The following is a 25,954-nucleotide window of genomic DNA, read 5'->3' on the forward strand; positions in this document are numbered from 1 at the left end:
TCGATGGAGAGCCTGGCGCAGATCACCGCTCAACTGCCGCCCACCCGACACTCCTCCGCCGGGCACCGGAAAATCCAAGTCCGAAAAGCCCGGCTCAAGTGGTTGCAGACCGGCAGCTTCGTCATCGTCGCGCTCGTTGCCGTCATCGTGGCGATGGTCAGCGTCTTCGGCGGCATGGTGGCCTACCGGCCTCTGCAGAACATCACGCCCGGCACCGGACGCGGAACGGTCCCGTCATGGCCCCTACTCGTGTACGGCCCCTGGATGGTGGCCTCTCTCTCCATCCTCCGCACTGCCCTGCATCGGCGCCGAGCCGTGCACTCATGGTTCATCGTTCTGCTGTTCTCTTCCATCGCGATAATGCTATGCGTGGCACAGGCAGACAAAACCTTCACCGCTACCTCCGGAGCTGCTCTGCCCGTCCTCGCATCCCTCGCATGCTTCCAGCAACTCGTCCGGCAAATCACCCTGACCCTGCCACCGCGGCAGGCCGCCCGCCGGCACCGCCAGTAGCCGGACTAACGAGTCCATCGGCGCGTTGAGGGCGCGGTGTCAGCCCACAGCGGAATGGCGACCTGTCCCCCGATCGGTGGCCCTTCAGTGACTACTTCACCGGTACCGACGCCCTGAGCGCCGGTCTCCTTACCGAGGACCAGGTCCCGGCGGGCACACCTCGCCCCGCAGGCGTGAAACGGCTCCAGCCGGCCGTGCGCGTGCGATCAACGCCCGGCCACGTTGAGCCGGGACACCGCACACAGCCTCGCCACAGCCGTCACGCCTCGGGGGAGGCGCTCAACGGCGGCTCAGAAGCGGATGCACACCGGGCCCTGATTGACGTTGACCAGGCCAACCTGCGTGACGGCTGAGTCGCACGTGATACCCGTCTCGTCCTTGCTTGACTCCTGGTACTCACCGTTGTCGGAGCCGAAGTCGATGCACACTGGGCCCTGATTGACGTTGACGGCGCCGAACTGGCTGGTGACATCGTTACACTGCACGTCCAGCACCTCCTGCTGGGAGTACTCGGCGTGCTGGTCGTAGGCCGAAGCACCACCGGCGCTCGCCGTCACAGCGGCGACTGCCAGAGCGGCTGGATGGGGTGGTGTGCCTTCTGATGAGCAGGTGTGGGCAGGGGTCGCCCGGCTTGCTGAACTGTCGACTTAAGGCCGTGCCGGGCGACCTCAATGGTGCGCTCCACCGTTAACGTCGGTCGTCACCTTGATGATCACGTCGGTCGGATCCTGGATCGTGGGATCGGGGACGGTGTCCACCCGTACGTCCCTTCTGCGGTGCCACGTCAACGCCCTCATGCGTCCTCCTCCGTCGCTGCGCACCCCGGCCCCTCGGGCCAGTCTCGGTTCCGCCGCCCTTGCCATCCGCGTCGTCCCGGACGGGAGGCGCCTCTGACGAGTACCCCTGGGGCCCAACTGATTCATAAAGGGCGGAACAATAGATTCCGGACGTATCGGGGGTGGCGTCCGGATCGCGGCCGATCAGGTTGGCGGAGGCGCGGACGTCCTGCGGCTCCCCCTGGGAGAGGTGGGAGCCGCAGGCGGAGGTCAGAGCGCAGGGGTGAAGCGGTCCCAGGCACGGTGGCGGGCCAGCAGGCCGACGAGTTGTTGCAGTCCCGCGTCGGCGGTTTCGGCGACCACCACGCCCGGGGCGTCAGGAGCGATACCGGCGACCTCCAGTGCTTCGGTTCCATCGGCCCACGCCCCGACCGCCTTTCCGTGGCGGTAAGCCTCGGTGAGCAGAAGCAGCACACGCGGATCGATGCCCGCCGTCACGGCGATGTCGTCGTCCACCTTGGCGTCGCGGGCCCCGTAGGCATCGGCACCCGGTGCGGGCGCGCCGGCCACGAGGACGGCGTCGAACTCGGTGGAGCGGGCGGTGGCGAAGGTCCGCTGTACGGTCACGGGCTCGCCGTCACCGTCGAGCACGCCGCCGGTCGAGGCGATCACCAGCGGCACCAGGCCGGCGGCCAGAGCGGCTTCCCGGACCGACCGTACGCCGGACAGTTCCTGGTCCCCGGCGGTGACGATGCCGACGATCCGTCCGTCCAGCGGCCAGGTGCCGCCGAGCTGGGAGAGCGCCGGGCTGGGGGCCGGGTCGGTCAGCGTCACGGTCGGCGCGGGTGCGGGGAGGCCGAGTCCGGTGGCGACCTGTGCGCACAGCTCGGTGTCGATGTTGGCGAGTACCTTCAGGGCCCGTTCCTTGATCGCCGTTTCCCAGCACTTGCTCAGTTCGAACGTGTAGGCCGCGACGATGTGTTCACGTTCGGTCGGCGTCATGCTCAGCCAGAACAGCCGGGGTTGGCTGTAGTGGTCGTCGAAGGAGGCCGCAGCTTCGCGGACCTTGCGGGACGCGGGCACCTGCTCGGGAACCTCGATGTAGGCACCCGTGTCCGCGCCGGCGAGGAACGGACACCCGCCGTCGAGGGAGTTGGGGTGGTAGGGCGCCACCCCGCGGTGGACGGCTGTCTGGTGCATGCCGTCGCGGAGCATGTCGTTGACGGGCGCGTGGGTCCGGTTGATGGGCAGTTGGTTGAAGTTGGGGCCGCCGAGTCGGGTGAGCTGGGTGTCGAGGTAGGAGAACAGGCGGCCCTGGAGCAGGGGGTCGTTGGTGACGTCGATGCCGGGGACGAGGTTGCCGAGGTGGAAGGCGACCTGTTCGGTCTCGGCGAAGTAGTTCGAGGGGTTGGCGTTGAGGGTGAGCAGGCCGATCGGCTGGACTGGTGCCACCTCCTCGGGGACGATCTTGGTCGGGTCCAGCAGGTCGATGCCCTCGAACATCTGGTCTTCGGTGTCGGGGAAGGTCTGGACGCCGAGTTCCCACTGGGGGTGGACGCCGGACTCGATCGCGTCGGCCAGGTCCCGGCGGTGGAAGTCGGGATCCACACCGGCGGCGATCTGGGCTTCCTCCCAGACCAGGGAGTGCACGCCGAGTTTCGGCTTCCAGTGGAACTTCACCAGCGTGGTCGCACCCTTGGCGTTCACGAACCGGAAGGTGTGGACGCCGAAGCCCTCCATCATCCGGTACGAGCGGGGAATGCCGCGGTCGGACATGTTCCACAGGGTGTGGTGGGTGGCCTCGGTGTGCAGGGTGACGAAGTCCCAGAAGGTGTCGTGGGCGCTCTGGGCCTGGGGGATCTCGCGGTCCGGGTGCGGCTTGCCCGCGTGGATGACGTCAGGGAACTTGATCGCGTCCTGGATGAAGAACACCGGGATGTTGTTGCCGACCAGGTCGTAGATGCCCTCAGTGGTGTAGAACTTCGTCGCGAATCCACGGGTGTCCCGCACGGTGTCGGCGGAGCCGCGTGAGCCCAGCACCGTGGAGAAGCGCACGAACACCGGGGTTTCGACGTCCTTGCCGAGGAACGCGGCCTTGGTGATCTTCTCCGCGGTGCCGTAACCCTGGAAGACACCGTGGGCGGCGGCGCCGCGCGCGTGCACCACCCTCTCCGGGATGCGCTCATGGTCGAAGTGGGTGATCTTCTCGCGCAGGTGATGGTCCTGGAGCAGCACCGGCCCGCGCGGACCCGCCTTCAGCGAATGGTCGGTGTCGTTCAGCCGCGAACCCTGCGCCGTGGTCAGGAACTCGCCGCCCTGCGCGACCTCGTCCTGCGCGACGCCGGTCGCCTGTCCGGTGGGGCTGTACGTGTCCGGGCCGCGCTGGTCGGGCTTGGGCGGCAGTGGACCTGTCGGCTCGGTCGGTTCATCGACCGTCGGCGGCACCGGGCTGGGTGCGCCCGGGATCTTGTTGTGGGGGTCGACGACCTCTCGTACCTTGTCGGCGACCTTGTCGGTGACTGCCGTCACGGGGTTCTTCTTCTTGGCGCTCACAGGGGTCCGATCGTTGAGGGAGGGCGGGACGGTTTTCTCCGTCCAGAGGGCGAGCCGCGTGATCCGCAGGAGCTGGGTACCCCTTTCGGTGATCCCAACCCAGCCGCACACCCGCCCGCGCCGGAGGTTCACCCGCTGGAACATCACCGTGAGCAGCAGGCGGAAACCGCGAACGAAACGGAACAGCGGGATCATGAACGCATGAGCCGTGGGAAGAGCGCCGTCATCGTGATCGACATGGTCAGTACGTCCATGCCGACGCGATGCTGCTGATCCCCTCGGTGGTGGAGGCCGTCCCACCGATGGTGCGCCTCATTCATCTGAGGCCTGCGCATGCGGTCGACCCGACGACGACCGTGTGTACGGAGCGCGCCGGGGCAGGCGAGCCGTGATGTCGTGAGGACAGGAGGTTCCACCATGTTCGACGGCTTCGAGCTGGCTCGTTGCGAAGGGGATGGGGCTCAGCTGCGGGTGCGTTACGGCGGCAGTGGTCCTGCGGTGCTGCTTCTGCACGGGCACCCGCGCACGCACGCGACATGGCACCGCGTCGCCCCGTTGCTGGCCACTGCCGGTTACACGGTGGTCTGCCCCGACCTGCGTGGCTACGGTGAGTCCGAAAAGCCCCCGAGCGACCCGGATCACAGCCCGTACTCCAAGCGCGCCATGGCCGGTGACTGCCTGGAGGTCATGCGCCGCCTCGGGCATGAGCGGTTCGCCGTCGTCGGACACGACCGGGGTGCGTACGTGGCTACGCGTCTTGCCTTGGACCACCCGGAAGCTGTGTCCGCCGTCAGCGTGCTGGACGCCGTTCCCATCGGGGAGGCGCTGCGGCAATGCGACGCGACCTTCGCGGCCAGCTGGTGGCACTGGTTCTTCCTCGGACAGACCGACAAGCCCGCCGAACGTATTATTAACGCCGACCCCGACGCCTGGTACAAGGCGACCTCTGAGCACATGGGCGCCGAAGCGTACGAGGACTACCGGCGCGCCATCCATGATCCGGCCACCGTGCACGCAATGTGTGAGGACTACCGTGCCGGCCTCGGTGTCGACCGGGAGCACGACGACACCGACCGGCAGGCCGGCCGGCGCATCGGCTGTCCTCTGCAGGTGCTGTGGGCCACCCGTGACGACATGGTCGGTCTCTACGGCGACGTGCTGAGCGTCTGGCGTGACTGGGCCGGCGACCACCTGGACGGCGCCCCGATCGAATCCGGACACCACATCGCCGAAGAGGCACCCGCGGCGCTCGTCACCGCCCTGCGCAAATTCTGGGGAGACACAGAAGGGTGAAGTTCGCGCTCAGTGCGGGTCGAAGACCTACGGGGCGGAGCGAGGCGTCGCAGACGGCGGCATCGCGAGGTGCCGGTAAGCGGTCGAAGGAGTGACGTCCGGCCTTTCAAAAGCGAAACCGGGCAGCAGCACTGCATGAAGGTCCAACCGCTTTTCACGTTGGCCGCGACCACTCTTGATGCACCAAACGCCCACGAGCTGGCGCTGTTCTACCAGGACCTGCTCGGGTGGCCGATACAGAAGGAAGAACCGGGTTGGGTTGAGATCGCACCGCCCGACGGCAGTGTCGGGTTGTCATTCCAGACAGAGCCGCTCTTGGGCCTTCCCCCGTGAAGGTGGGCACGCGGTTATTGATCACGCGGCGAGCGTGAGTTTAGCGGTGCGGTGTCGGTGTTCGTATTCGTTGGGGCTGAGGTGGCCGTTGGCGGAGTGCCGGCGGCGGGTGTTGTAGCGGGTCAGCCAGGCAAATACCGTCTTTCTGCAGGTGCCGGCGTCACCGTAGTCGCGGGCGCCCTGGAGGGTCTCGCGCTTCAGGGACGCGTGGAAACTCTCGCAGGCCGCGTTGTCCGCGCTGGTGCCGACCGCGCCCATCGACCGGATCACCCCGAACTGGGCGCAAAGATCAGCGAAGGCGCGGGATCCGTATTGCGCTCCGTGGTCGGAGTGGAACACGGCGCCGTCCAGGCTGCCACGGGTCGAGGCCGCCATCCGCAGCGCGTCGGCGACCAGGCTGGTGCGCATGTGGCCGGCGATGGACCAGCCGACGACCTTGCGGCTGAAGCAGTCCAGCACCGTCGCGAGATAGAGGAACTCCCCGCCTGAGAGCGGAAGATACGTGATGTCGCCCATGTATTTCAGGCCGGGTTCGGTGGCGGTGAAGTCCCGCTGGAACAGGTCCGGGACCGGTGAGGTGGCCGGGTCCGCGACGGTGGTGCGCACGCGTCTGCGCAGGCGGATACCGGTGATGAAGAACGTCCGCATGATCCGGGCGACCCGCTTTTCGTTGACCCGCCGCCCTTTCGCGCGGAGCTCGGCGGTCACGCGTGGGGAGCCGTAGGCGCCGCCGGACTCGCCGTGGACCTCACGGATCTCCTCGGCCAGGACCCGGTCCTTGTGCTGCCGGGTGGCCCTGGCATCGGCGCCGGCGAGCCACTTGTAGTAGCTGGACCGGTTCACGTCCAGGACCTGGCAGAGCCGCTTCACCTCGTAGGTGTCCCGGTGGTCGTCAACGAACTGGAAGCGGCTGATCACCAGTTCGTCTCTCCGGCGAAATACTTGGCCGCCTTGCGGAGGATGTCCCGCTCGGTGGCGAGCTTGCGCTCACTTGCCTCGAGCTCGGCAACCCGGGCCTCCAACTGCCGCACCCGCTCGTCCGGATCAGCGGACGGCACCGCCGCTGGGGGCGTGGAGCCCGGCTTCGCAGCCGCGGCGGTGACGCCACGGCGTTCGCGGTCCCGCAGCACCCACTCCCGCAGAGTGGCCCGTTGACGCCCAGGTCAGCGGCGATGCTCTTGTAGATCGCCCCGGGTGTGGACTCGTACAGGGCCACGGCATCGGCCTTGAACTCGTCCGAATAGTCCTTCATCGCCATCGGCCGTCTTCTCGCTTCCTCCGGATCAAGCAGATCCAGTATCAGCGTGACCACCACTCAGGGGGAGGCCCCGGTGAGCCGTTTGATGAGCACACCGGCTTGCCGGCATCCGAGTTGCGGGCCATCAAGCAGCGGACTACGTGGTATGACCTGGCGCACGAATACATCGAGGAAAGATGGGAGCGCACGCCGGGCAACACCCGTCGTACCCTGGCTGATGCCTTCGCTACAATCACGCCCGCCCTGGTACGCCCCGGCGCAACGATTTCCGATCCGCGGATACTACGGCGTGCCCTGTACTCGTGGGCATTCAACAAGAAAGCCTGGCAGCGCGAGCCCAGCGAGGAGTGGCTCCACGCGCTGGACTGGATGAAGCGGAACTCTCTGCCGGTCAGCGCTCTCGCGGAAGCCCACGTTCTGAGGCGGGCCCGCGATGCGATGTGCCGCAAACTGGACGGCAAGGCGGCTGCGGCCAAGACAGCCCGACGCAAGAGGGCTGCGTTCAACGAAGCTCTCAACACTGCGGTGGAGAAAGGGTACTTCGCGGAAAACCCCCTCAACGGGCTCAGGTGGAAAGCGCCAGCAGTCAATGAGGAGGTGGATCCGGCCGCCGTTCCCAATCCGGCCCAGGTGCTTCGACTGCTTGAGGCCGTTGCTCGCCAGCGGGGGCGGGGTCCTCATCTTGAAGCGTTCTTCGGCTGCATGTACTTCGCGGCTATGCGGCCAGCTGAGGTCATCCATCTTCGGATCGATCAGTGCCACTTGCCGAAGACTGGATGGGGGATGCTCAACCTCTCGGGCGGAGTTGTCACGTCTGGAAAGGAGTGGACCGACGACGGTGAGGTGCACGAGGTGCAGTCGCTCAAGCGTCGCGCGGCAGGCGCGACGCGGCCTGTTCCCATCCCGCCGCAATTCGTACGCATGCTGCGTGCCCATGTGAAACGGTACGACATGGCACCCGACGGCCGACTCTTCCGGAACCAGGCTGGCAACTACGTGGACGCTGCCGCATACGGCATCACGTGGGCGCGGGCCCGGGAGTACGCCCTGACTCGTACTGAGCGCACTTCTCGCCTGGCCAAGCGACCTTACGCTCTCCGGCACGCCGGGATCTCGTTCTGGCTCTACTCCGGAGTGGACCCGGCGGAATGCGCCCGCCGCGCCGGCCAGAGCATCGAGGTTCTCTTCCGCCACAACGCCAAGTTCCTCGACGGCCTTCGAGAGCAGGCGAACCGACTCATCGAGAAGTCCATGAACGAGTGGCAGCGCGTCAGCCAAGGCGACGCACCAGAGGGCTGAACCGGGGCTTTGGTCCGTGACTGGTCCGGAAGTACTGGTCAGGAGGGGTAGGGCTGTGGGAGGAATTGGGAGTTAGCACGCAAGCCGGGCTCGGTCGAGAGCGGGCTGAGCGAGAGGCGCCTGACGGGTGAAAGTCCAGGTCAGGCGCCTTTTTTCGTGTGCCTAGAAGAAGCCCAGCTTCTTCGGCGAGTAGCTCACCAGCAGATTCTTCGTCTGCTGGTAGTGCTCCAGCATCATCTTGTGGTTCTCACGCCCGATCCCGGACTGCTTGTAGCCGCCGAACGCCGCGTGCGCCGGATAGGCGTGATAGCAGTTCGTCCACACCCGGCCCGCCTGGATCGCGCGGCCCGCACGGTACGCGGTGTTCATGTCCCGGGTCCACACACCCGCTCCGAGACCGTACAGCGTGTCGTTGGCGGTCTTGATCGCGTCGTCGAAGTCGTCGAACGAGGTCACGGACACCACGGGCCCGAAGATCTCCTCCTGGAAGATCCGCATCCGGTTGTCGCCCTCGAAGATCGTCGGCTGGACGTAGTACCCGCCCTTCAACTCTCCGTCGTACTCGATGCGTTCGCCACCCGTGAGGATCCTGGCACCCTCCTGGCGGCCGATGTCCAGATACGAGAGGATCTTCTCCAACTGGTCGTTGGAGGCCTGCGCGCCGATCATCGTGTCCGTGTCGAGCGGGTGTCCCGGTTTGATGAGCTCGGTGCGGGCGACCGCGGCCTGGAGGAATTCGGCGTAGTTGCCGCGCTGGACCAGTGCGCGGGACGGGCAGGTGCACACCTCGCCCTGGTTGAGCGCGAACATGGTGAAGCCTTCGAGCGCCTTGTCGCGGAAGTCGTCGTCCGCCGCCCACACGTCGTCGAAGAAGATGTTCGGCGACTTGCCGCCCAGCTCCAGTGTGACCGGCTTGATGTTCTCCGAGGCGTACTGCATGATCAGCCGCCCCGTCGTGGTCTCACCCGTGAACGCCACCTTCGCCACCCGCGCACTGGACGCGAGGGGCTTGCCCGCCTCCACCCCGAAGCCGTTGACGATGTTCACCACACCCGCCGGCAGCAGGTCCGAGACCAGGCTCATCCAGTAGTGGAGGGATGCCGGTGTCTGCTCGGCGGGCTTGATCACGACCGCGTTGCCCGCCGCGAGCGCCGGCGCCAGCTTCCAGACCGCCATCAGGATGGGGAAGTTCCACGGAATGATCTGCGCGACCACACCGAGCGGCTCATGGAAGTGGTACGCCACCGTGTCGTCGTCGAGCTCGCCGAGCGACCCCTCCTGCGCACGGATCGCGCCCGCGAAGTAGCGGAAGTGGTCGATGGCGAGCGGGATGTCGGCGGCGAGCGTCTCCCGTACCGGCTTGCCGTTCTCCCAGGTCTCGGCGACCGCCAGCGCTTCGAGGTTCGCCTCCATCCGGTCGGCGATCTTCAGCAGGATGTCGGACCGTTGGGTCACCGACGTACGGCCCCAGGCCGGTGCCGCCGCGTGCGCCGCGTCGAGCGCGAGCTCCACATCCTCGGCGGTGCCCCGCGCGATCTCCGTGAACGGCTGCCCGTTCACCGGACTCGGGTTCTCGAAGTACTGCCCCCGGGTCGGCGGCACGTACTCGCCGCCGATGAAGTGGTCGTAGCGCGCCTGGTAGGAGACGATCGCGCCGTCGGTACCGGGCGCCGCGTAACGGGTCATGCTGGCCTGCCTCCTTCAGCAGAGCCGCCCGCCGTTGGGCCGCTCTCGCCGCGAGGCTAGAAGCGGCGAGGTTGCAGACAGGTTGCGTACGGGTCGCCTGGGGGTGGGGCCGGATGGGATGCGTGCGGGGTCAGCCACGGCACGTGATGCCTACGAGGGCGCCGCGGCGTGGATCGACAGGTGCCGGACACCCGCGTGAGCCACAGGACCTGCCGCCCGGGCCTTCGTTGCCGGCGTTCCGTCAGCGCCGGGCCGCCTGATGTGCCCAACCCCGCGGCGCCGCCTGTTCCGCCTCCAGCTCGTTCAGGCGTGCCCGTACGGCCGCCGTCGGTCGCACTGCCGCGAGCGCACGCCATACGTCGAGGTCGTCCTCGCCCCACGGCGCGTGCGCCCAGTCGGCCAGCAGATCCGGGTCCCGGCGGGCGACCAGCGCGGTGCGCAGGCCGTCGGCGAGCCTGCGCCGCAGCCGAGCCACCGCCGGTGCCCGTGAACCGGGCAGCAGTGGACCGCTGTACGCCCGCGCCGCCGTCGTGACCGCACCCGTCTCCATCGAGCGTTCCACGACGTCGATGTCCGACTCGACCGGCACCGTCAGCCGGTACGGGCGCGACGCCAGCAACCCCGGCGCCAGGACACGGCGCAGCCGGGCCAGTTCGGCGCGCAGCGTCACCGGTGTGACCGACTCGTCCTCGTACAGCGCGCACAGCAACTCGTCCCCGGTCAGCCCTTCCGGATGGCGGGCGAGCAGGACGAGGAGTTCGCTGTGCCGACGACTGAGCCGCAACGCGCGCCCCGCGACGAGCAGATGAGCCTCGTCACGGCCCAGCGCGGTCAGCTCGACCGTGTCCCTGGCGGGGCCGGCCGGCACGAGCAGCGCCAGCTGGGACTCGGCGGCCCGCGCCACCGCCTGCACGAACCCGAGGCTGTGCGGATGCGCCAGCCCGTCCCGGCCGGTGATGTCCACGGCGCCCAACACCCGTCCCGTGCGCGGATCGTGCACCGGAGCCGCCGCGCACGTCCACGGCTGCACCTGCCGGATGAAGTGCTCGGCCGCGAACACCTGCACCGGCCGGTCCACGGCGACCGCCGTACCCGGCGCGTTCGTACCGACCGCCGACTCCGCCCAGCGCGCCCCCGGTACGAAGTTGATCCGCCCCGCCAGCCGCCTGGTGCCCGGATGCCCCTCGACCCACATCAGCCTGCCCTGTGCGTCGCACACCGCCAGCAGATGCTCGCCGTCGGCGGCGAAGGTGCCCATGAGCTCACGGAACAGGGGCATCACCCGGGCCAGCGGATGCTCCGCACGGTAGGCGCCGAGGTCGCCGTCGACCAGCTCCACGCTCGCCGTGCCGTCCGGCCCCACCCCCGCCCGGGCGGAACGTCTCCAGGAGTCCGCCACCACGGAACGCACCGGCATTGTCACCGTCCCCGCCTCGGTGAACGTCTCGTGCGCGCGACGTAGCACCCGTCCCCGTTCGACGGGGTCGGCTCCCTGTTCCAGGGCCACCCATGGATCGGTCAACTGGGCCTCCCGGAAGGCGATGCGGCTGGTGACATCGTCACTCGGGGGATGGACAGGGACAACCGTTTCGACGCCAGGAGACCGACCGACGGTACCGCCGCTTCGCTCAGGCGGCGTTGACGAGGCGTATGTAACGCGCCCAGTCCCAGTCGGGCCCCGGATCGGTGTGATCTGTGCCAGGCACTTCGTAGTGCCCGATGATGTGCGTACGGTCCTTCGCTATGCCGTAGCGCGTGCAGATCGTCGCGGTGAGCTCCGCCGACTTCTCGTACAGGGCGTCCGTGAAATAGCCGGGGCGGTCCACCCACCCTTCGTGTTCGATGCCGATGCTGCGCAGGTTGTGGTTCCAGTCGCCGGCGTGCCAGGCGATGTCGCGCTCCCGTACGCACTGCGCCACGTGTCCGTCGCCGGACCGCACGACGTAGTGCGCGGACACCTTCTTCCGCGGGTGCTGGAAGACGGCGAGAGTGTTGGCGTAGGAGGCCTGGGTGACATGAATGACGACGAGGCCGGGGACCTCGGTCACCGGGCGACCGGACCGCGTGTAGTTGGCGGCGGTCGCCGGCTCCCACGTGGCGAGCGGGTAGTCCAGGGACCGGGTCGGGGCCCCGACCCGGGGAGCGGGGAGCAGGGCGTAGGTGCCGGCGGCGAGCGCTGAGCTCTTCAACACGCGCCGTCTGCTGGGGAACGACCTGGTCCGCTCCATACGTGAAATGCCTTTCGATAGAGGGCGGGAGACCGGGGACTGCGGGGGAATGGCAAGTACTGCTGATGAGACGCGTCGGCGTGCCCGGAGGATGCGGATGCCTGAGAAGTGCTCGGCTCAGCGCTGAAGTGCCGTCGCCGTCTCGCGCAGCTGTGCGTGCAGCCCGCGATGGGTCTCGCGGGCGGGCAGCCACTCCTTGCGGATCTTCGCCACGCAGGTGTAGTTGGTGTCGCAGACGTTGGCCAGTGGCGACTCGACGGCCTGCGTCGCGAACTGGTACGCGTCCAGCTCACTGAACCCGTAGTCCCGCACCAGCCATCGCACCAGGTCGAGCTGGGATATCCGGAACGCGTCCTCCAACGGCCGTGCCGAGCCCGTCGAGATGATGTGCGTGTCGGACTCGATACGCGGCCAGGGGGTGGCAACTCCCTTGAGCAACTCGACGATCACCACGGTGTTCATCGCACACTCGACGGCGACCCCGCAGGTCTCGCCCTCGCCCTGGCGGGCGTGACCGTCGCCGAGGCTGAGCAGCGCGCCCTCGACGTTCACCCCGAGATAGCAGGTGACACCGGCGCGCATCTCCGGCGTATCCATGTTCCCGCCGTGCGCGTCGGGCACCAGCGCGGACCGCACCTCCAGGTTGGCGGGCGCCACGCCCACCGTGCCGTGCATCGGATCCATGGGCAGCTCGATCTCGATGTCGCCTTCCCGCGCGCGGAACAGCGCCGTGCGCCGCGTCCGGTCGAGCTGCCAGATCCAGACCGTCTCCGGCAGCGCCGGCTGCAGCGTGGCCGTGGTGTGCGTGGACGTGAGCGCCCCGAACAACGGGACCGTTGTCGACGCCGCCCAGTCCCGGGCCGGTTCGATGGACACGAAGTGCACCGCGACCGTGTCACCCGGTTCCGCGCCCTCCACATGGAAGGGACCCGTCTGCGGGTTCAGGAACGGGAACTCGCACACCTCGGACATCAGATCCTTCTCGGAACGCACCCGTCCGGCGAAGCAGTCCTCCGTGTACAGGTCAAGGACAGTGCCCGGCGCGATCCGCGCGACGGGCGGCGCGCCGCCGAACGTCCAGGCGTACTCGCCCGGTTCGGGGCGCACGGTCAAGATCCTGGGGTCGGTCATCGCTGCACAGCTCCGTTCTGCGGAAGGTCGGCGGAGGGGCGCACCAACCGGCAACGTGACGGGCGCCTCACGTGGATCACGCTACGGGGCTTCGCGGTCGGGCAGGAAGAGCCCATGAATTTCGGTGGATGACCGAGTGATTGTGGATAACTCGGCCACTCCAACGGGTGACGGTGCCGTGCTGCGCCGGGGATCGAAGCCGCGGTCGGGGCAGCTCAGCCCCGCCCCGCCACGGCCCCCGGATCGTCCAGCACCGCCCGCACCACCGAGTGTGCGGCGCCCAGCAGTGGACCCTCGGGGCCCAGCCGCGACACCGACACCGCACAGGCGGGTCCCGCCGTACGCCGGGCCAGTTCCGCCTCCAGCGACGGCAGCAGCCACGGCGCGAGCCCGGACAGCGCACCGCCCAGGACGACAGTCTCGGGGTCCAGCAGATTGACCGCCCCGGTCAGTGCGATACCGAGTGCCGTGCCGGCTCCCTCCAGAGCCCGTCGTACATCTGTGTCGCCCTGCGCGGCGCGCTCCGCGAGCAGCCCGACGCGGTCCTCGCCCGGCTCGATCCCCGCCGCCCGCAGGACCGCCTCCTCACCCGCGTACTGCTCCAGACACCCGCGCCCGCCGCACGCGCACTCCGGCCCATCCGGGCGGACCGGCACATGCCCCAGCTCGCCCGCGAACCCACGCGTTCCGCGCAGCAGCCGCCCGTCCACGACCACCGCCGCGCCGATGCCGATCTCGGCCGACACATGCAGGAAGTCGGGCGGAGTGCCGTCTCCGAGCCAGAGTTCCGCCAGCGCGCCGAGATTGGCCTCGTTGTCCACGGTCAGTGGGAACCCGGGGGGCAGGAGCGCGCCGAGATCCGTGTCGTGCCAGTCGAGGTTGGGGGCGCGGACGACCGTGCGCCCGTCACGGGCCACGAGCCCCGGCACGGCGACCGCGAGACCGGCCGGCCACAGGCCTTCGCGCTCCACCTCGGCGATCACCTCCCGCACCAACCCGGTCAGTTCCTCGATCACCGGTTCGGGGGAGCGCCCGCGGTTGGCGCCGTGTCGCACGGCGCGCGCCCGCACCGCGCCCCGCAGATCGACCGCGCAGACCGCGAGATGGTCGACACCGACCTCCGCGCCGATCCCGGCCGGACCACGCCCGCTCACGGCGAGCGCCGACCCGGGCCGCCCGACCCGGCCGGGCCGCTCGGGGCCCAGCTCTTCGAGCAGCCCCGAGCGGATCAGCTCGTCCACGAGCGTCGACACCGCCGCCCGGGTCAGCCCGATGCGTGAGGAGACCCCGGCACGGGACAGCGGCCCCTCCGCGCTGACGGTGTGCATCACGCGCGCGAGGTTGCGGCGGCGCATGCCCTGCTGCGTGTCGGGCAGCCGGGCGCCGGCGCCGGGCGGACGGGCCTCGTGCAGCGGTGCGGTCATGCCTCCGTCAGTCCTCGGTCGGTGTCCGTGAGCCGACGTTCGCGGACGGGCGTACGTACGTCGGCGTCAGGGGCGGTCGGCGTCCTTCAGCGGATGTCGGTTCGGCTCCGTCGATCCGTGTTCGTGCCTGGGACCGTCAGACGGCATCCGTCCCCCGCTCGAGCAGCGGCGATGCGTCGGAGAGTACCCCGGCGATCCGGTCCAGCGTCGCCTGGTCCCGCTCCACCGCGTCCAGTACCGGCCCCCGGGCCGTGTCCCAGCGGCGGGCCACCGCGGCCGGATCCTCGCCGGTCAGCAGGCCCGCCGCCTGTGCCGCGGCGCCGAGCGCGACCAGTTCCTTGGCCTCGGGCACCTGGACGGGCCGCCCGGACAGCCGTCGTACGGTCTCCTGCCAGGCCGTACCGCGCGCGCCGCCGCCGATCAGCAGCAGCGGCGCCGAGCGGTCCGCCTCCGCGTCGAGCACCAGATCGAGGGCGCCGAGCAGCGAGTGCACCGCCCCGTCGTACGCGGCCTGGAGCAGTTGTCCGCCGGTCGTGTCGTGACGCAGCCCGTGCAGAAGCCCCGAGGCGTCCGGCAGGTTCGGGGTGCGCTCGCCGTCCAGGTAGGGCAGGAGGGTGACGGCCGTACCGGGTTCGACGGCCTCGCGGTCCAGGCCGAGCAGGGCCGCGACGCGGTCGACGGCGAGCGTGCAGTTGAGGGTGCAGGCCAGCGGCAGCCAGTCGCCCCGTGCGTCGGCGAAGCCCGCGACGGTGCCGGTCGGGTCGGTGGGCCGGTGCGTCGAAACCGCGTACACCGTGCCCGACGTGCCGAGGCTCAGTACCGGAGTGCCGGGGCGCAGCCCGAGGCCCAGCGCGGCGGCGGCGTTGTCCCCGGTGCCCGCGGCGACCAGGGTGCCCTTGGAGAAGGGCAGGTCGTGGCCGTCACGGACGGTACCGGCGACCTCACCCGGCCGGACCACCCGGGGCAGCAGCGCGGGGTCGAGCCCCACGTGCGCGAGCACCTCCGCGTCGTACGCCTCCGTCCCGGACGCCCACCAGCCCGTGCCGGAGGCATCGCCGCGGTCGGTGGTGCCCTGGCCCGTGAGGCGCTCGGTGAGGTAGTCGTGGGGGAGCCGTACGGCCTTGACGGCGCGAACCGCCTCCGGCTCGTGCTCCGCCAGCCAGGCCCACTTCGTGACCGTGAAGGAGGCTCCCGGCACGCTTCCGGTGCGCTCCGCCCAGCTCTTCGCACCGCCGAGTTCCTCGACCAGTCGGCGGGCCTGGGGCGCCGAGCGCACGTCGTTCCACAGCAGCGCCGGACGGACCGGCTCGCCCCGGGCATCCAGGGTGACGAGCCCGTGCTGCTGGCCGCCGATCGACACGGCGGCGGCCTCGCGAGCCGCGTCACCGCATTGGCTCAGTGCCTCGCACAGGGCGTTCCACCACTGCCGTGGGTCGCTCTCGCGCCCCGCCCCGGTGGTGACGGTGTGCGCTGCCTGGCCGCTCGCCACGACCTGGCCGGTGGCCGCGTCGACGACCAGCGCCTTGGTGGACTGGGTCGACGTGTCCACGCCGACAACGAGCGGACCCTCGGCTGCTGACATCGCGTTTCTCCCTCTTCCGCGGCTCCGCGGGATCTGGCCTGGTGTTTTCCGGTGCTTGTCCGGGTCGCGGTGACCCGTCCCCACCTTCAGTCTCTGCTCAGGGAAACGTTTCAGGGACACGTTGTCTCTTCCCAGAGATGCTTCCGCATACTAATTTGTAAACTGCCATGACGAAATAGTCGGAGCAAGCAAGGAGCCGCGGCATGAACTACCAGCCCACCCCCGAGGACAGGTTCACCTTCGGCCTGTGGACCGTCGGCTGGCAGGGACGAGACCCGTTCGGCGATGCCACCCGCCGTGCGCTCGACCCGGTCGAGACGGTCCAGCGTCTGTCCGAGCTCGGTGCCCACGGAGTGACCTTTCACGACGACGACCTGATCCCCTTCGGGTCCTCGGACACCGAGCGTGAGTCGCACATCAAGCGCTTCCGCCAGGCCCTCGACGCGACCGGCATGAAGGTGCCGATGGCCACCACCAACCTCTTCACGCACCCCGTCTTCAAGGACGGCGCGTTCACCGCCAACGACCGCGAAGTGCGCCGCTACGCACTGCGCAAGACGATCCGCAACATCGACCTCGCGGTCGAACTCGGCGCGGAGACGTACGTCGCCTGGGGCGGCCGGGAAGGCGCCGAGTCCGGCGCCGCCAAGGACGTACGGGTCGCACTCGACCGGATGAAGGAGGCCTTCGACCTCCTCGGCGAGTACGTGATCTCCCAGGGCTACGACCTGAAGTTCGCGATCGAGCCCAAGCCGAACGAGCCGCGCGGCGACATCCTGCTGCCGACGGTCGGCCACGCCCTGGCCTTCATCGAGCGCCTGGAGCGCCCGGAGATGTACGGCGTCAACCCCGAGGTCGGGCACGAGCAGATGGCCGGGCTGAACTTCCCGCACGGCATCGCCCAGGCGCTGTGGGCGGGCAAGCTCTTCCACATCGACCTCAACGGCCAGTCCGGCATCAAGTACGACCAGGACCTGCGCTTCGGCGCCGGTGACCTGCGTGCCGCCTTCTGGCTGGTCGACCTTCTGGAGACCGCCGGTTACGCGGGTCCGAAGCACTTCGACTTCAAGCCGCCGAGGACCGAGGACCTCGACGGCGTGTGGGCTTCGGCGGCCGGATGCATGCGCAACTACCTCATCCTCAAGGAGCGTACGGCCGCCTTCCGCGCCGACCCGGAGGTCCAGGCGGCGCTGCGCGCCTCGCGTCTGGACGAGCTGGCACAGCAGACGGCGGCGGACGGTCTGGCGGGCCTGCTCGCGGACCGCTCGGCCTTCGAGGAGTTCGACGTGGAGGCGACGGCCGCGCGCGGGATGGCCTTCGAGCAGCTCGACCAGCTGGCCATGGACCATCTGCTGGGCGCCCGAGGCTGAGTCGCGCGCCGGGGACGCCTGTCCACCGATGGGCGTCCCTGGTCACTGACGCATACAACTGTGCTCCGGTTGATCCCCTGTGAGCGGTCCTTCCGCGGATTGCTCCGGAATCATGCGGCCCATGGCATGAGCCGGTATCAACTTCCGCGTGGGGGTGGCGTGCTGACCGGTTCGCGGCGAGTCTTGACGGTATGGCCATGCCGCCCGTACCGCCCCAGCCGCCCGGGCCGCCGGGGAGCAGTCCGCCTCCGGGCGGTGGCTTCGGCCCACCTCCCGGTGGCTTCGGCCCGCCCGCCGGGGGAGGCTACGGCCCTCCCTATGACGGCAACGGCAAAGGCGGGTACGGACCTCCTCCGGGAGGCGACGTACCGCCTGTACAGGGCGGCGGGGGCTGGCTGCCGCCGCCGCTGCCGCCCGAACCGCCCGACGGCCCGGGCGGTCCCCGAGGCCCCGGCAGGCGTCCGAGCACTCTGTTCATCCTGCTCGCAGCGATCGTCGTGGTCGGAGCCATCGTCGCGGTGGTGCTCATGTTCTCCGGAAGTGACGACACTCCGGACAAGAGCCCGCCCGGGAGCAGCCGAAGCCCGAGCCGAACCCCCGAGCCGTCGTTCAGTATCCCGACCGAACTGCCCACCGGACTTCCCACGAAGCTGCCCACGTTGCCGTCCGGACTCCCCACCGAGCTTCCGACCGAGTTCCCCACCGACGTGCCGAGCGAGTTCCCGAGCGACCTGGAGTCGCTCATCCCGCTTGCCGACGACGAAGTGCCGTACTACCTGCTGCGAACCGGCGACTGCTTCAACACCGATGCCGCCCATCCCGGACAGGCCGCGAAGCGCGCATGCGAGGATCCGCATGACGCCGAGGTCGTGAAGGTGGCCGAACTCGCAGGCGGTTACGCGACGGACGATGCGCTGAAGAACGCCGCCGCCGCCCTGTGCCGGCCGGTCCTGGAACGCGAGGCGGCCGAACAGCCAGCGGGTAGCGTGAAGGGCAGCCTGGTGCAGTATCCGGACACCGCGGGCTATCGGTTGGGCATCGACAACGTCGCGTGCAGTCTGGCCGCCGACCTCGGCTCCGACACCCGGAAACTCACCACACCACTGATCTGACGTCCCGGCGGACCGTGGTCCACGCGTGCGTGCCGCCCCATCGACCTGTCCTGCGCCCCGGCCGGAACCCGCGGGACACCGGGGCTCCGACCCGTCGCCCTCGTCCCCATCGGGGACCTGAGAGTCCTCCACGGCTGGCTGCTTCATCGACGCCGGCACGGTCCCCGGGTCCGGAGCCGCCCGTCCGGCGGGCGCCCGAGGGCCGCTCTGCTTCCGGTGCGGCCACCAGCGGTGGCCGGCCAGTCGCAGCTGGCTGCCCGCGCAGATCACCGTCCACCGGTTGTGCGCCGCCCGCAGCACCGGCCGCTCGTCCTCGTCCCAGGCCGAGTCGAGCGCGGCACGCGCGCGTGCGAGCACTTCGCCCTCGACCGCCCACTCCTCCGCCAGGACCGGCAACGCTGCCGAGCCACCGGACCGCCAGGCACAAATGGCCTAAGGCCTCCGAAGGGCTGCCTACGGCCGGTCGTACTACGAACGGGCGGAAGACCTGCTCCTGATGACTCAAGTCGCCGCGTACGCGCCGCTGCCGCTGGACTCCCTTTCGCCGGGCCGGGCACCCGCCTCCGCCTCCCTCCACCAGGCCTTGGCCGGCCTTCATCTGGGCATGGCCTTCGCCCTCAACCACAAGGGCATGGAGATGCCCGACCCCGAGGGTGAGCGCTGGGGACATCTGCGCGGCCAGGTGCTCACCTCGCGCAACGTCCGCGGCAGCGCCCTGACCGACTGGTTCCTCGGCGGCCTCAACTACCAGGTCGAGCATCACCTTTTCCCGAGCATGCCCAGCCCGCAGCTGCGGCTCGCCCAACCGATGGTGCGCGCCTACTGCCGGGAGGTGGGTATCCCCTATACGGAGACGGGGCTCGTCGATTCGTACCGGCAGGCCCTGCTGCACATGTACGAGGCAGGAGAGCCCCTCAGGGGCGAGTAGGGGTCGAGTCTCAGGGACGTCTCAGGGTCGCGGTCCGGAACTGTGGGAGGCGCGGACCCGTTTTCATGGCAGAGAGCGGCACTGGCCGCGGAGGAGGCGACAGTCATGTCGAGGAACGCGAAGATCGCCGCAGGGGGCGTGGCAGCCGGGATCATCCTGTGGATCTGGTTGCCCTGGTGGGCCGCGCTACTGATAGTGCTGGGAGTCCCGGCGGCCGCCTATCTCGCGCTGGACCCCGCGCAGCGGCGCAGGTTGCGCCGCGTCACACGTAAGGAGATCGGCCGCTGAGTCGGCGCCATTCGATGGCGCGCGTGCCTCACTCCCGCTGACACCCCGTGTGGCCCACGGAGTGCGTCGACGGGCCGAACGCCGTCCGGAACCACACGGATCCGGACGGCATCGGTCGGTGGGCTCAGCTGGGGCGTACGGCCATCTTGTCGAGCGCTTCGAGGAGGCCGGGCAGCTCCGGGCCCCGGCCCACCGGCATCACCTCGCCGGGCTCCTCGTCGAGCAGGACGAAGGCGATGTCGTCGGTCCTGGCCACCAGCGACCAGCCGGGACCGTCGGCGCGCAGTGTCCTCGCGTCCCCCGGAGCGAAGGAGGAGCGGACACGGCCGAGGGGTGGAGGGGTCTCCACGTACGCGCGTGCCTCCGCGAGGACGCGCCGGATGCCGCCACGGGGCCGGTTCACGGTCCCCTCGGCCCGGCCCAGGGTGTCATCGGTCGGGGTCGTGGCGTCCTCGGCCGGGTCTGTGGTGTCCGCAGCCCGGTCCGTGTCCGGTTCGGCCCCGGCCGGCTCGTTCTCGGGCGCCGCTGATCTGTCGCCCGGAGGGGTGAAGTCGTCGTCGCTGAGCTGTTCCCGCCAGATCGCCCACTGGCGTGCGATCTCGTCGGCGCCCAGACGCCGTTGTGCCGGGCCCCACGAGGTGGTGTCCGGCGGAGCGAGTGGTGGCCGGTCCGTGAGTTCGGGGCCCGGGTCGTGCGGCGCGGGCACGTCGGGAGCTGCGACGGCGACCGCGAGAGGCCAGCCGGGCAGGGCCGCGACGACCGTGTGCTCCTCGGGCGACAGGTCGTACTCCATGCCGCAGTCCCACGACGCGATCGCGACCGCGACCAGGGAGACGTCGTCGATGGCCACCGTCCACCGCGCGCCGTCGCCGTCCTGGCCGAGCACCAGCCCGTACCCGTCGGCGAGAGGCGCGAGGCCGAGCGCCGCACACGCCTCCGGATAGTCGTCGCCCAGCACGCTCGGGAACTGCGCGGGCGTCAGCAGCGCCGCCGTGAGCACAAAGAGCGCGTCGTCCGCGGTGGCGACGGCGTCCTCGTCCGTCTCTGCCATCCCAGTCTCCCCATCTGTTCGTCCATCGGCGCGCACCCTAATCCGATCGGAAGGCCGCTGTCACGACTCCCACCCCACCCGGAGCTGCTGTTTTCCCGCCGGCCAGGGGGAAATCGACCGGATGTACCCGCTTAGGTCAGGTCATCGGCAGGCCGAGGAGTTCTCTGGCGACCGTCCGCGGCGACGCCTCGCGCTCTCTGGCCAGGGCGATGACGGCACGGCACGCCAGCTCGTTCACCCCGAACGACAGCGCCTCCGGCGACACCCAGGTCACGGCCTCGTCCATCTGATCCTGGTCGTCCTCCGCACACGCCGACACATACACAGCAGCGGCCTCGAAGAGATTGTGCGTGCGCTTCTCCCGTCCCGCGCCCGCTTCCGAGCGCCAGGAACGGAGAAAACTGGTGAACGATTTCTGGATACCGCCGAACATGCGGACCACCTTCCCCCTGTGTGGTTGTACCGGTTGATCGTTCATCTGCTGCTGTCCAACGTAGAGACGGAGTTCCGGCGGCAGAAGAGGGCAGGTGCGGTGAGGGGCCTCGGTCGCCGACGACCGCCCGGGTCAGGCGGGTCGCACGGCCAGCGCCAGAAACCGTGCGTCCTCGTCCATGTACGAGGTCATGTGCCACCCGGAACCGGCCAGCAGCGGGCCGAGACTGGCCTCCGCGCGCAGGTCCTCAGGGGTGATCCGTCGGCCCTGCCGGGCGGCCAGGGCGGCCCTGCCGATCGGGTGGAACAGCGCCAGGATGCCGCCGGGGCGTACCACGCGCGCGAGTTCCCGCAGATTCTCGCCGGGCTGCGGCAGATGCGCGATCAGGCCCGCCGCGAACACGGCGTCGAGGGACCCCGAACGCAGCGGAAGAGCGGCCGCGTCGGCGAGCAGCAGCTGCCCGTCGAGGCCTCGTCCGGCGCGTACCGCGGCCTCCAGCATCGCCGGGGTCAGATCCACTCCCAGGACCACTCCCGAGGGTCCCACGGCGTCACGCAGCGGCGCCAGAGCTCGCCCGGTGCCACAGCCCGCGTCCAGCACGCGGGCTCCCGCTCGCAGCCGCAACTCGGCGACCGCGGCGGCGTAGGCGGGCCCGTCGTCCGGGAACCTGCTGTCCCAGTCGGCCGCGCGGGCGGCGAAGAACTCCTGGACGTGTGTGTGGTCGTCGCTCATGTTCCGCATGATCCCGCACGGACGAGAAGTACCCTACGGCGCACACGTTCGAGCGGGATGCGATCGTTCAGGCGCAATTCCCTGCCATATTTCAATACCTTTCGAAATGCGCCCCCTTTGTGCTCCCGTGCCCCCACTAGCGTCCCGTGGTCATGGGACACCTGGACCACGCCGCCTTCGGCTGGCTGACCCCCGTACTGTCATACGTGATGGCCTGCATAGGCGCCGCCCTCGGGCTGCGCTGCACCGTCCGTGCGCTCGGCGCGACCGGCCGCTCGCGCCGCAACTGGCTCGTCACCGCGGCCTCCGCGCTCGGCACCGGCATCTGGACCATGCACTTCGTGGCCATGCTCGGCTTCAGCGTCCGCGGCACCGACATCCGCTACGACGTGCCGCTGACCATCCTCAGCCTCCTCGTCGCCATGGCCGTCGTCTCCACCGGGGTCTTCGCCGTCGGCTACGGACACGACCGCGCCCGCGCGCTCTTCGTCGGTGGACTCACCACCGGGCTGGGCGTGGCGAGCATGCACTACCTCGGCATGGCCGCGGTACGGCTGCACGGAGACGTGAAGTACGACCCGGCGCTCGTCGCGCTCTCCGTGGTGATCGCCGTCGTAGCGGCCACCGCGGCTTTGTGGGCGGCGCTGAACATCAAGTCACCGATCGCGGTGACCGTCGCCTCGCTCGTCATGGGGGCGGCCGTCAGCAGCATGCACTACACCGGGATGTTCGCGGTGCACGTGGACGTCACGCCCTCCGGCGAGACGCTGCCCGGGGCCACGGCGATGCAGTTCATCTTCCCCCTCGCCGTCGGCCTCGGGTCCTACCTCTTCCTGACCTCGGCGTTCGTCGCGTTGTCGCCGACGGCCGGGGAACGCGAGGCATCCGCGTCCGCCCAGCGACCGGTCGACAGCGCCGCTGCCCGGTAGGCGCGCGCACCGGGTCGACGACGCCCGCAAGCGCGCCCCGAACCACTACGAGCGAGGAGGCCATGCGCACACCCCGTAGGACCCCGATACCCGGCGCCGGGACGGCGCCCCCGCCGCGCGGACGCCGCGCGCACGCCGGTCCGCCGGCCGACGAAGACTCCGAGGAATCCTTCGGAGCCCTGCCCGACGAGGTGCCCACGCGTCCGGGACGCTGGCGCGTGCGGCCAGGATCCGTCCGCGCGAAGATCGTTTGTCTCTTGATGGTGCCGGTTGTGTCCCTGCTCGCGCTGTGGGCGTACGCCACCGTCACCACAGCCCAGGACGTCGCCCGGCTGCGGCAGTTGCAGCGCGTCGACTCCCAGGTGCGTGCGCCGGTCGCCGCCGCCGTCGCCGCACTCCAGGCCGAACGCACGGCCGCCGTACGCCACGCCACCGATCCGGCGGCCGTCCCCGGCGGCGACCTCAGGGCGCTCGGCGAGCGCACCGACCGGACCGTGGCGAAGCTGCGCCTCGGAGCCCGCAACACCGTCGCCGACGGCGAGGAACTGCCCGCCGGAGTCGCGGAGCGCCTGGAGACCTTCGTCGCCGGCGTCGAACAACTGCGCACACTGCGGGCCTCGGTGCTCGACCGCCGTACCGGCTGGGCCGAGACATACGCGCAGTACACCAGGAGCATCTCGGCGGCCTTCGCCGTGGGCGGCGCGCTCACCGGCATCCAGGACGCCGAACTCGGCTCCGACGCGCGCGTACTGCTCGAATTCTCCCGCGCGGGAGAGGCGTTGGCCCAGGAGGACGCCGTTCTCGCCGGGGCGCGGCTCGCGGGGCGCCTCGATGGACCGCGGCTGCGGCTGTTCACGGGAGCCGTCGACACCCGCCGTACCCTCCTCGAAGCCACCGCCTCGGACCTGCGCGGCCCCGAACGAGCCACCTGGCAGAGCGTCGCGGCAGGCACCGCGTACGCCACACTGGCCGTCGTCGAGGACAAGGTGCTCGGCGCCCGCCCGGGCGCCAGGGCGATCGCTGCCGCGCCCGACGCCACCTGGACCAAGGCACACGCACGCGTGCAGGGTGGCATGCGTGCCATCGAGGCGGACGCGGGCCACGACGTCGCGGACCGGGCGGACCCCTTAACCCGGGGCCTGCTCACCCCGGCCGGCGCCGCGGTGCTGTTCGGCCTGGCCTCCGTCGTCGCGTCCCTGGTGATCTCCGTACGCATCGGACGCGGCCTCGTCGTCGAGCTGGTGAGTCTGCGCAACACCGCCCTGGAGATCGCCCGGCACAAACTCCCGCAGGCCATGCTGAGGCTGCGCGCCGGAGAGGAGATCGACATCCGGGCCGAGGCGCCCCCCGGACCGCCCGCCGAGGACGAGACCGAACAGGTCGCGGAGGCCCTCGGCACCGTGCACCGCGCGGCCCTGCGCGCCGCCGTGGAACGCGCGGAACTGGCCAGCGGCATCTCCGGGGTCTTCGTCAACCTCGCGCGCCGCAGCCAGGTACTCGTACACCGTCAACTGAGCCTCCTCGACAGCATGGAGCGCAGGTCAGACGACCCGAACGAGCTCAGCGACCTGTTCCGGCTCGACCACCTCACCACCCGTATGCGGCGCCACGCGGAGAGCCTGATCATCCTCTCCGGAGCGGCACCCGGACGGGCCTGGCGGCTGCCGGTCTCCCTGACGAACGTGGTCCGCGCCGCCGTCTCCGAAGTCGAGGACTACGCGCGCGTGGAGGTACGTCAGTTCCCCGAGGCGTCCGTCACCGGCGCCGCGGTCGCCGACCTCACGCACCTCCTGGCCGAACTCGTCGAGAACGCCGCCCAGTTCTCACCCCCGCACACCAGGGTGCGCATCACCGGCGAACCGGTCGGCAACGGCTATGCCGTGGAGGTCGAGGACCGGGGACTCGGGATGGGCAAGGAGACCCTTGCCGAGGCGAACCGCCGCATCGAACAGTCCGAGACACTCGACCTGTTCGACAGCGACCGGCTCGGCCTCTTCGTGGTCAGCAGACTCGCCGCGCGACACAGCATCAAGGTGCACCTGCGGACCTCGCCCTATGGCGGCACCACCGCGGTCGTCCTGCTGCCCACGGCCCTGCTGCACGGTGGCGCGGCGGAACGCGCCCCCCGCGCAGCTGTGGACCGGGAGCCGGCCGTCGAACGAGAGTACGCGCGCGTGCCCGCTGCCGCCGCCCCGCACCAGGAACCGGTCCGGGCGTCCTCGGACCGCCCCGCACTGGTGGCGACCGCACAGGCCCCGGCGGAGACCGCCCCCGAAACCCCACCACCAGGAGTGACCGCCCTGCGACTGCACCGGACGCCCGAGGAACCCGGCGACGCGGAGGAGTCCGACGACCTCCCACGCCGCGTCCGGCAGGCGCACCTCGCCCCGCAACTGCGCGAACAGCGCCCCGAGGAGCCGACCCGCACGCAGGGTTCCCGGAGTGAGGAGAAGCGCACCCCCGAGGCCGTACGGGACCGCATGGTGGCCTACCGCGACGGCTGGGTGCGCGGCGGCGGCAGTTCACCCCGCCGCGGAGCCACCCGAGGCCCCGAAACCGGCAGAGACAGCAGCGAAGGAGACCGCGCATGATCAAGGACCCGAGCACGAGGGCGGATCGGCGGTCCGGCGAACTCGACTGGCTGCTGGACGACCTGGTATTGCGCGTCAGCGAGGTACGGCACGCGGTGGTGCTGTCCAACGACGGACTCGCGGTGGGCGCCTCCACCGATCTCAAACGCGAGGACGCGGAGCACCTCGCCGCGGTCGCCTCCGGCTTCCACAGCCTGGCCAAGGGCGCGGGACGGCACTTCGGCGCCGGCGGCGTGCGGCAGACCATGGTCGAGATGGATGACGGCTTCCTGTTCGTCGCCGCCGCGGGCGACGGCTCCTGCCTCGCGGTGCTCACCGCGGCGACCGCCGACATGGGCCTCGTGGCGTACGAGATGGCACGGCTGGTGAAACGCGTGGGCGAGCACCTCCACACGGCGCCGCGGGCAGCGGGCCGCCCGCCCGCCGCCGGATGAGGCGAGAGGG

At 70.1% G+C, this 25,954-nt stretch carries 22 protein-coding genes and 2 pseudogenes; 11 read left to right on the forward strand and 13 right to left on the reverse strand.

Translation table 11 applies throughout. The features are described 5' to 3' along the window. The first annotated feature begins 3 nt into the window (after nt 1–3). Complete coding sequence (locus tag ACW4TU_RS39685; protein ID WP_457421472.1) at nt 4–513, forward strand: DUF2637 domain-containing protein; 510 nt, start codon at nt 4–6, stop codon at nt 511–513. 290 nt (nt 514–803) lie between these two features. On the opposite strand, the gene ACW4TU_RS39690 is transcribed toward ACW4TU_RS39685, so the two are convergent. From ACW4TU_RS39690 to ACW4TU_RS39700, 3 genes are all read right to left on the reverse strand, one after another. Further along, the gene (locus tag ACW4TU_RS39690; RefSeq protein WP_457421474.1) at nt 804–1,070 is read right to left on the reverse strand and encodes a hypothetical protein; all 267 of its coding nucleotides are present in this window, start codon (nt 1,068–1,070) and stop codon (nt 804–806) included. Nucleotides 1,071–1,181: 111 nt separating this feature from the next. Next, nucleotides 1,182–1,310 (reverse strand): hypothetical protein, encoded by a 129-nt coding sequence (locus ACW4TU_RS39695; RefSeq protein WP_457430741.1) that lies wholly within the window; start codon nt 1,308–1,310, stop codon nt 1,182–1,184. A gap of 249 nt (nt 1,311–1,559) precedes the next feature. After that, nucleotides 1,560–4,037, reverse strand: coding sequence for a catalase (locus ACW4TU_RS39700; protein ID WP_457421476.1), 2,478 nt, complete (start codon nt 4,035–4,037; stop codon nt 1,560–1,562). Between the two features lie 222 nt (nt 4,038–4,259). On the opposite strand from ACW4TU_RS39700, the gene ACW4TU_RS39705 reads away from it, so the two are divergent. Together ACW4TU_RS39705 and ACW4TU_RS39710 are read left to right on the forward strand one after the other, a co-directional pair. Then, nucleotides 4,260–5,135 carry an alpha/beta fold hydrolase gene (locus ACW4TU_RS39705; RefSeq protein ID WP_457421478.1) on the forward strand — a complete coding sequence of 292 codons (876 nt, stop codon included), beginning with the start codon at nt 4,260–4,262 and terminating at the stop codon, nt 5,133–5,135. Between the two features lie 135 nt (nt 5,136–5,270). Beyond that, the gene (locus ACW4TU_RS39710) at nt 5,271–5,468 is read left to right on the forward strand and encodes a VOC family protein (protein WP_457421480.1); all 198 of its coding nucleotides are present in this window, start codon (nt 5,271–5,273) and stop codon (nt 5,466–5,468) included. Between the two features lie 21 nt (nt 5,469–5,489). Here ACW4TU_RS39710 and ACW4TU_RS39715 read toward each other — a convergent pair. Beyond that, nucleotides 5,490–6,726: pseudogene (locus ACW4TU_RS39715) on the reverse strand (IS3 family transposase). 99 nt (nt 6,727–6,825) lie between these two features. On the opposite strand from ACW4TU_RS39715, the gene ACW4TU_RS39720 reads away from it, so the two are divergent. Next, nucleotides 6,826–8,025 (forward strand): tyrosine-type recombinase/integrase, encoded by a 1,200-nt coding sequence (locus tag ACW4TU_RS39720; protein ID WP_457421482.1) that lies wholly within the window; start codon nt 6,826–6,828, stop codon nt 8,023–8,025. A 162-nt stretch (nt 8,026–8,187) separates the two neighbouring features. Here ACW4TU_RS39720 and exaC read toward each other — a convergent pair whose 3' ends face one another. The 6 genes from exaC to xylB form a co-directional block, all read right to left on the reverse strand. Then, nucleotides 8,188–9,711 (reverse strand): acetaldehyde dehydrogenase ExaC, encoded by a 1,524-nt coding sequence (gene exaC / locus ACW4TU_RS39725; RefSeq protein WP_457421484.1) that lies wholly within the window; start codon nt 9,709–9,711, stop codon nt 8,188–8,190. A 241-nt stretch (nt 9,712–9,952) separates the two neighbouring features. Next, nucleotides 9,953–11,233, reverse strand: coding sequence for a winged helix-turn-helix domain-containing protein (locus ACW4TU_RS39730; RefSeq protein ID WP_457421486.1), 1,281 nt, complete (start codon nt 11,231–11,233; stop codon nt 9,953–9,955). 106 nt (nt 11,234–11,339) lie between these two features. Next, entirely contained in the window at nt 11,340–11,939 is a 600-nt protein-coding gene (locus ACW4TU_RS39735) for an N-acetylmuramoyl-L-alanine amidase (protein ID WP_457421488.1), read from the reverse strand. A gap of 117 nt (nt 11,940–12,056) precedes the next feature. Then, nucleotides 12,057–13,070 carry an acetamidase/formamidase family protein gene (locus tag ACW4TU_RS39740; RefSeq protein WP_457421490.1) on the reverse strand — a complete coding sequence of 338 codons (1,014 nt, stop codon included), beginning with the start codon at nt 13,068–13,070 and terminating at the stop codon, nt 12,057–12,059. Between the two features lie 215 nt (nt 13,071–13,285). Next, complete coding sequence (locus tag ACW4TU_RS39745; RefSeq protein ID WP_457421492.1) at nt 13,286–14,494, reverse strand: ROK family protein; 1,209 nt, start codon at nt 14,492–14,494, stop codon at nt 13,286–13,288. Between the two features lie 136 nt (nt 14,495–14,630). After that, a complete protein-coding gene (xylB, locus tag ACW4TU_RS39750) occupies nt 14,631–16,076 on the reverse strand; it encodes a xylulokinase (RefSeq protein ID WP_457421494.1) in 1,446 nt (481 codons plus the stop codon). Between the two features lie 203 nt (nt 16,077–16,279). Between xylB and xylA the strand changes: the two genes are divergently transcribed. From xylA to ACW4TU_RS39770, 4 genes and pseudogenes are all read left to right on the forward strand, one after another. Then, complete coding sequence (gene xylA / locus ACW4TU_RS39755) at nt 16,280–17,446, forward strand: xylose isomerase (protein ID WP_457421496.1); 1,167 nt, start codon at nt 16,280–16,282, stop codon at nt 17,444–17,446. 191 nt (nt 17,447–17,637) lie between these two features. Continuing rightward, a complete protein-coding gene (locus ACW4TU_RS39760) occupies nt 17,638–18,558 on the forward strand; it encodes a hypothetical protein (RefSeq protein ID WP_457421498.1) in 921 nt (306 codons plus the stop codon). Nucleotides 18,559–19,030: 472 nt separating this feature from the next. After that, a pseudogene (locus ACW4TU_RS39765) lies at nt 19,031–19,486 on the forward strand (acyl-CoA desaturase); the annotation flags it as partial. Nucleotides 19,487–19,591: 105 nt separating this feature from the next. Further along, nucleotides 19,592–19,774, forward strand: coding sequence for a hypothetical protein (locus ACW4TU_RS39770; protein ID WP_164316518.1), 183 nt, complete (start codon nt 19,592–19,594; stop codon nt 19,772–19,774). Between the two features lie 124 nt (nt 19,775–19,898). Here ACW4TU_RS39770 and ACW4TU_RS39775 read toward each other — a convergent pair whose 3' ends face one another. The 3 genes from ACW4TU_RS39775 to ACW4TU_RS39785 form a co-directional block, all read right to left on the reverse strand. Beyond that, nucleotides 19,899–20,825: a hypothetical protein gene (locus ACW4TU_RS39775; protein WP_457421500.1), complete on the reverse strand. Its 927-nt coding sequence runs from the start codon at nt 20,823–20,825 to the stop codon at nt 19,899–19,901. Nucleotides 20,826–20,961: 136 nt separating this feature from the next. After that, the gene (locus tag ACW4TU_RS39780) at nt 20,962–21,258 is read right to left on the reverse strand and encodes a hypothetical protein (RefSeq protein ID WP_457421502.1); all 297 of its coding nucleotides are present in this window, start codon (nt 21,256–21,258) and stop codon (nt 20,962–20,964) included. A 132-nt stretch (nt 21,259–21,390) separates the two neighbouring features. Next, a complete protein-coding gene (locus ACW4TU_RS39785) occupies nt 21,391–21,999 on the reverse strand; it encodes a class I SAM-dependent methyltransferase (RefSeq protein WP_457421504.1) in 609 nt (202 codons plus the stop codon). Nucleotides 22,000–22,142: 143 nt separating this feature from the next. Here ACW4TU_RS39785 and ACW4TU_RS39790 point away from each other — a divergent pair, with 143 nt between their 5' ends. The 3 genes from ACW4TU_RS39790 to ACW4TU_RS39800 all read left to right on the forward strand — a co-directional run bounded on the left by ACW4TU_RS39790 (nt 22,143) and on the right by ACW4TU_RS39800 (nt 25,944). Then, a complete protein-coding gene (locus ACW4TU_RS39790; protein ID WP_457421506.1) occupies nt 22,143–22,919 on the forward strand; it encodes an MHYT domain-containing protein in 777 nt (258 codons plus the stop codon). 62 nt (nt 22,920–22,981) lie between these two features. Beyond that, a complete protein-coding gene (locus ACW4TU_RS39795; RefSeq protein ID WP_457421508.1) occupies nt 22,982–25,510 on the forward strand; it encodes a sensor histidine kinase in 2,529 nt (842 codons plus the stop codon). Next, entirely contained in the window at nt 25,507–25,944 is a 438-nt protein-coding gene (locus ACW4TU_RS39800; RefSeq protein WP_329280272.1) for a roadblock/LC7 domain-containing protein, read from the forward strand. Before ACW4TU_RS39795 ends, ACW4TU_RS39800 begins: the two co-directional genes overlap by 4 nt. Nucleotides 25,945–25,954 lie beyond the last annotated feature (10 nt).

The organism is Streptomyces kryoterrae (assembly GCF_054072135.1).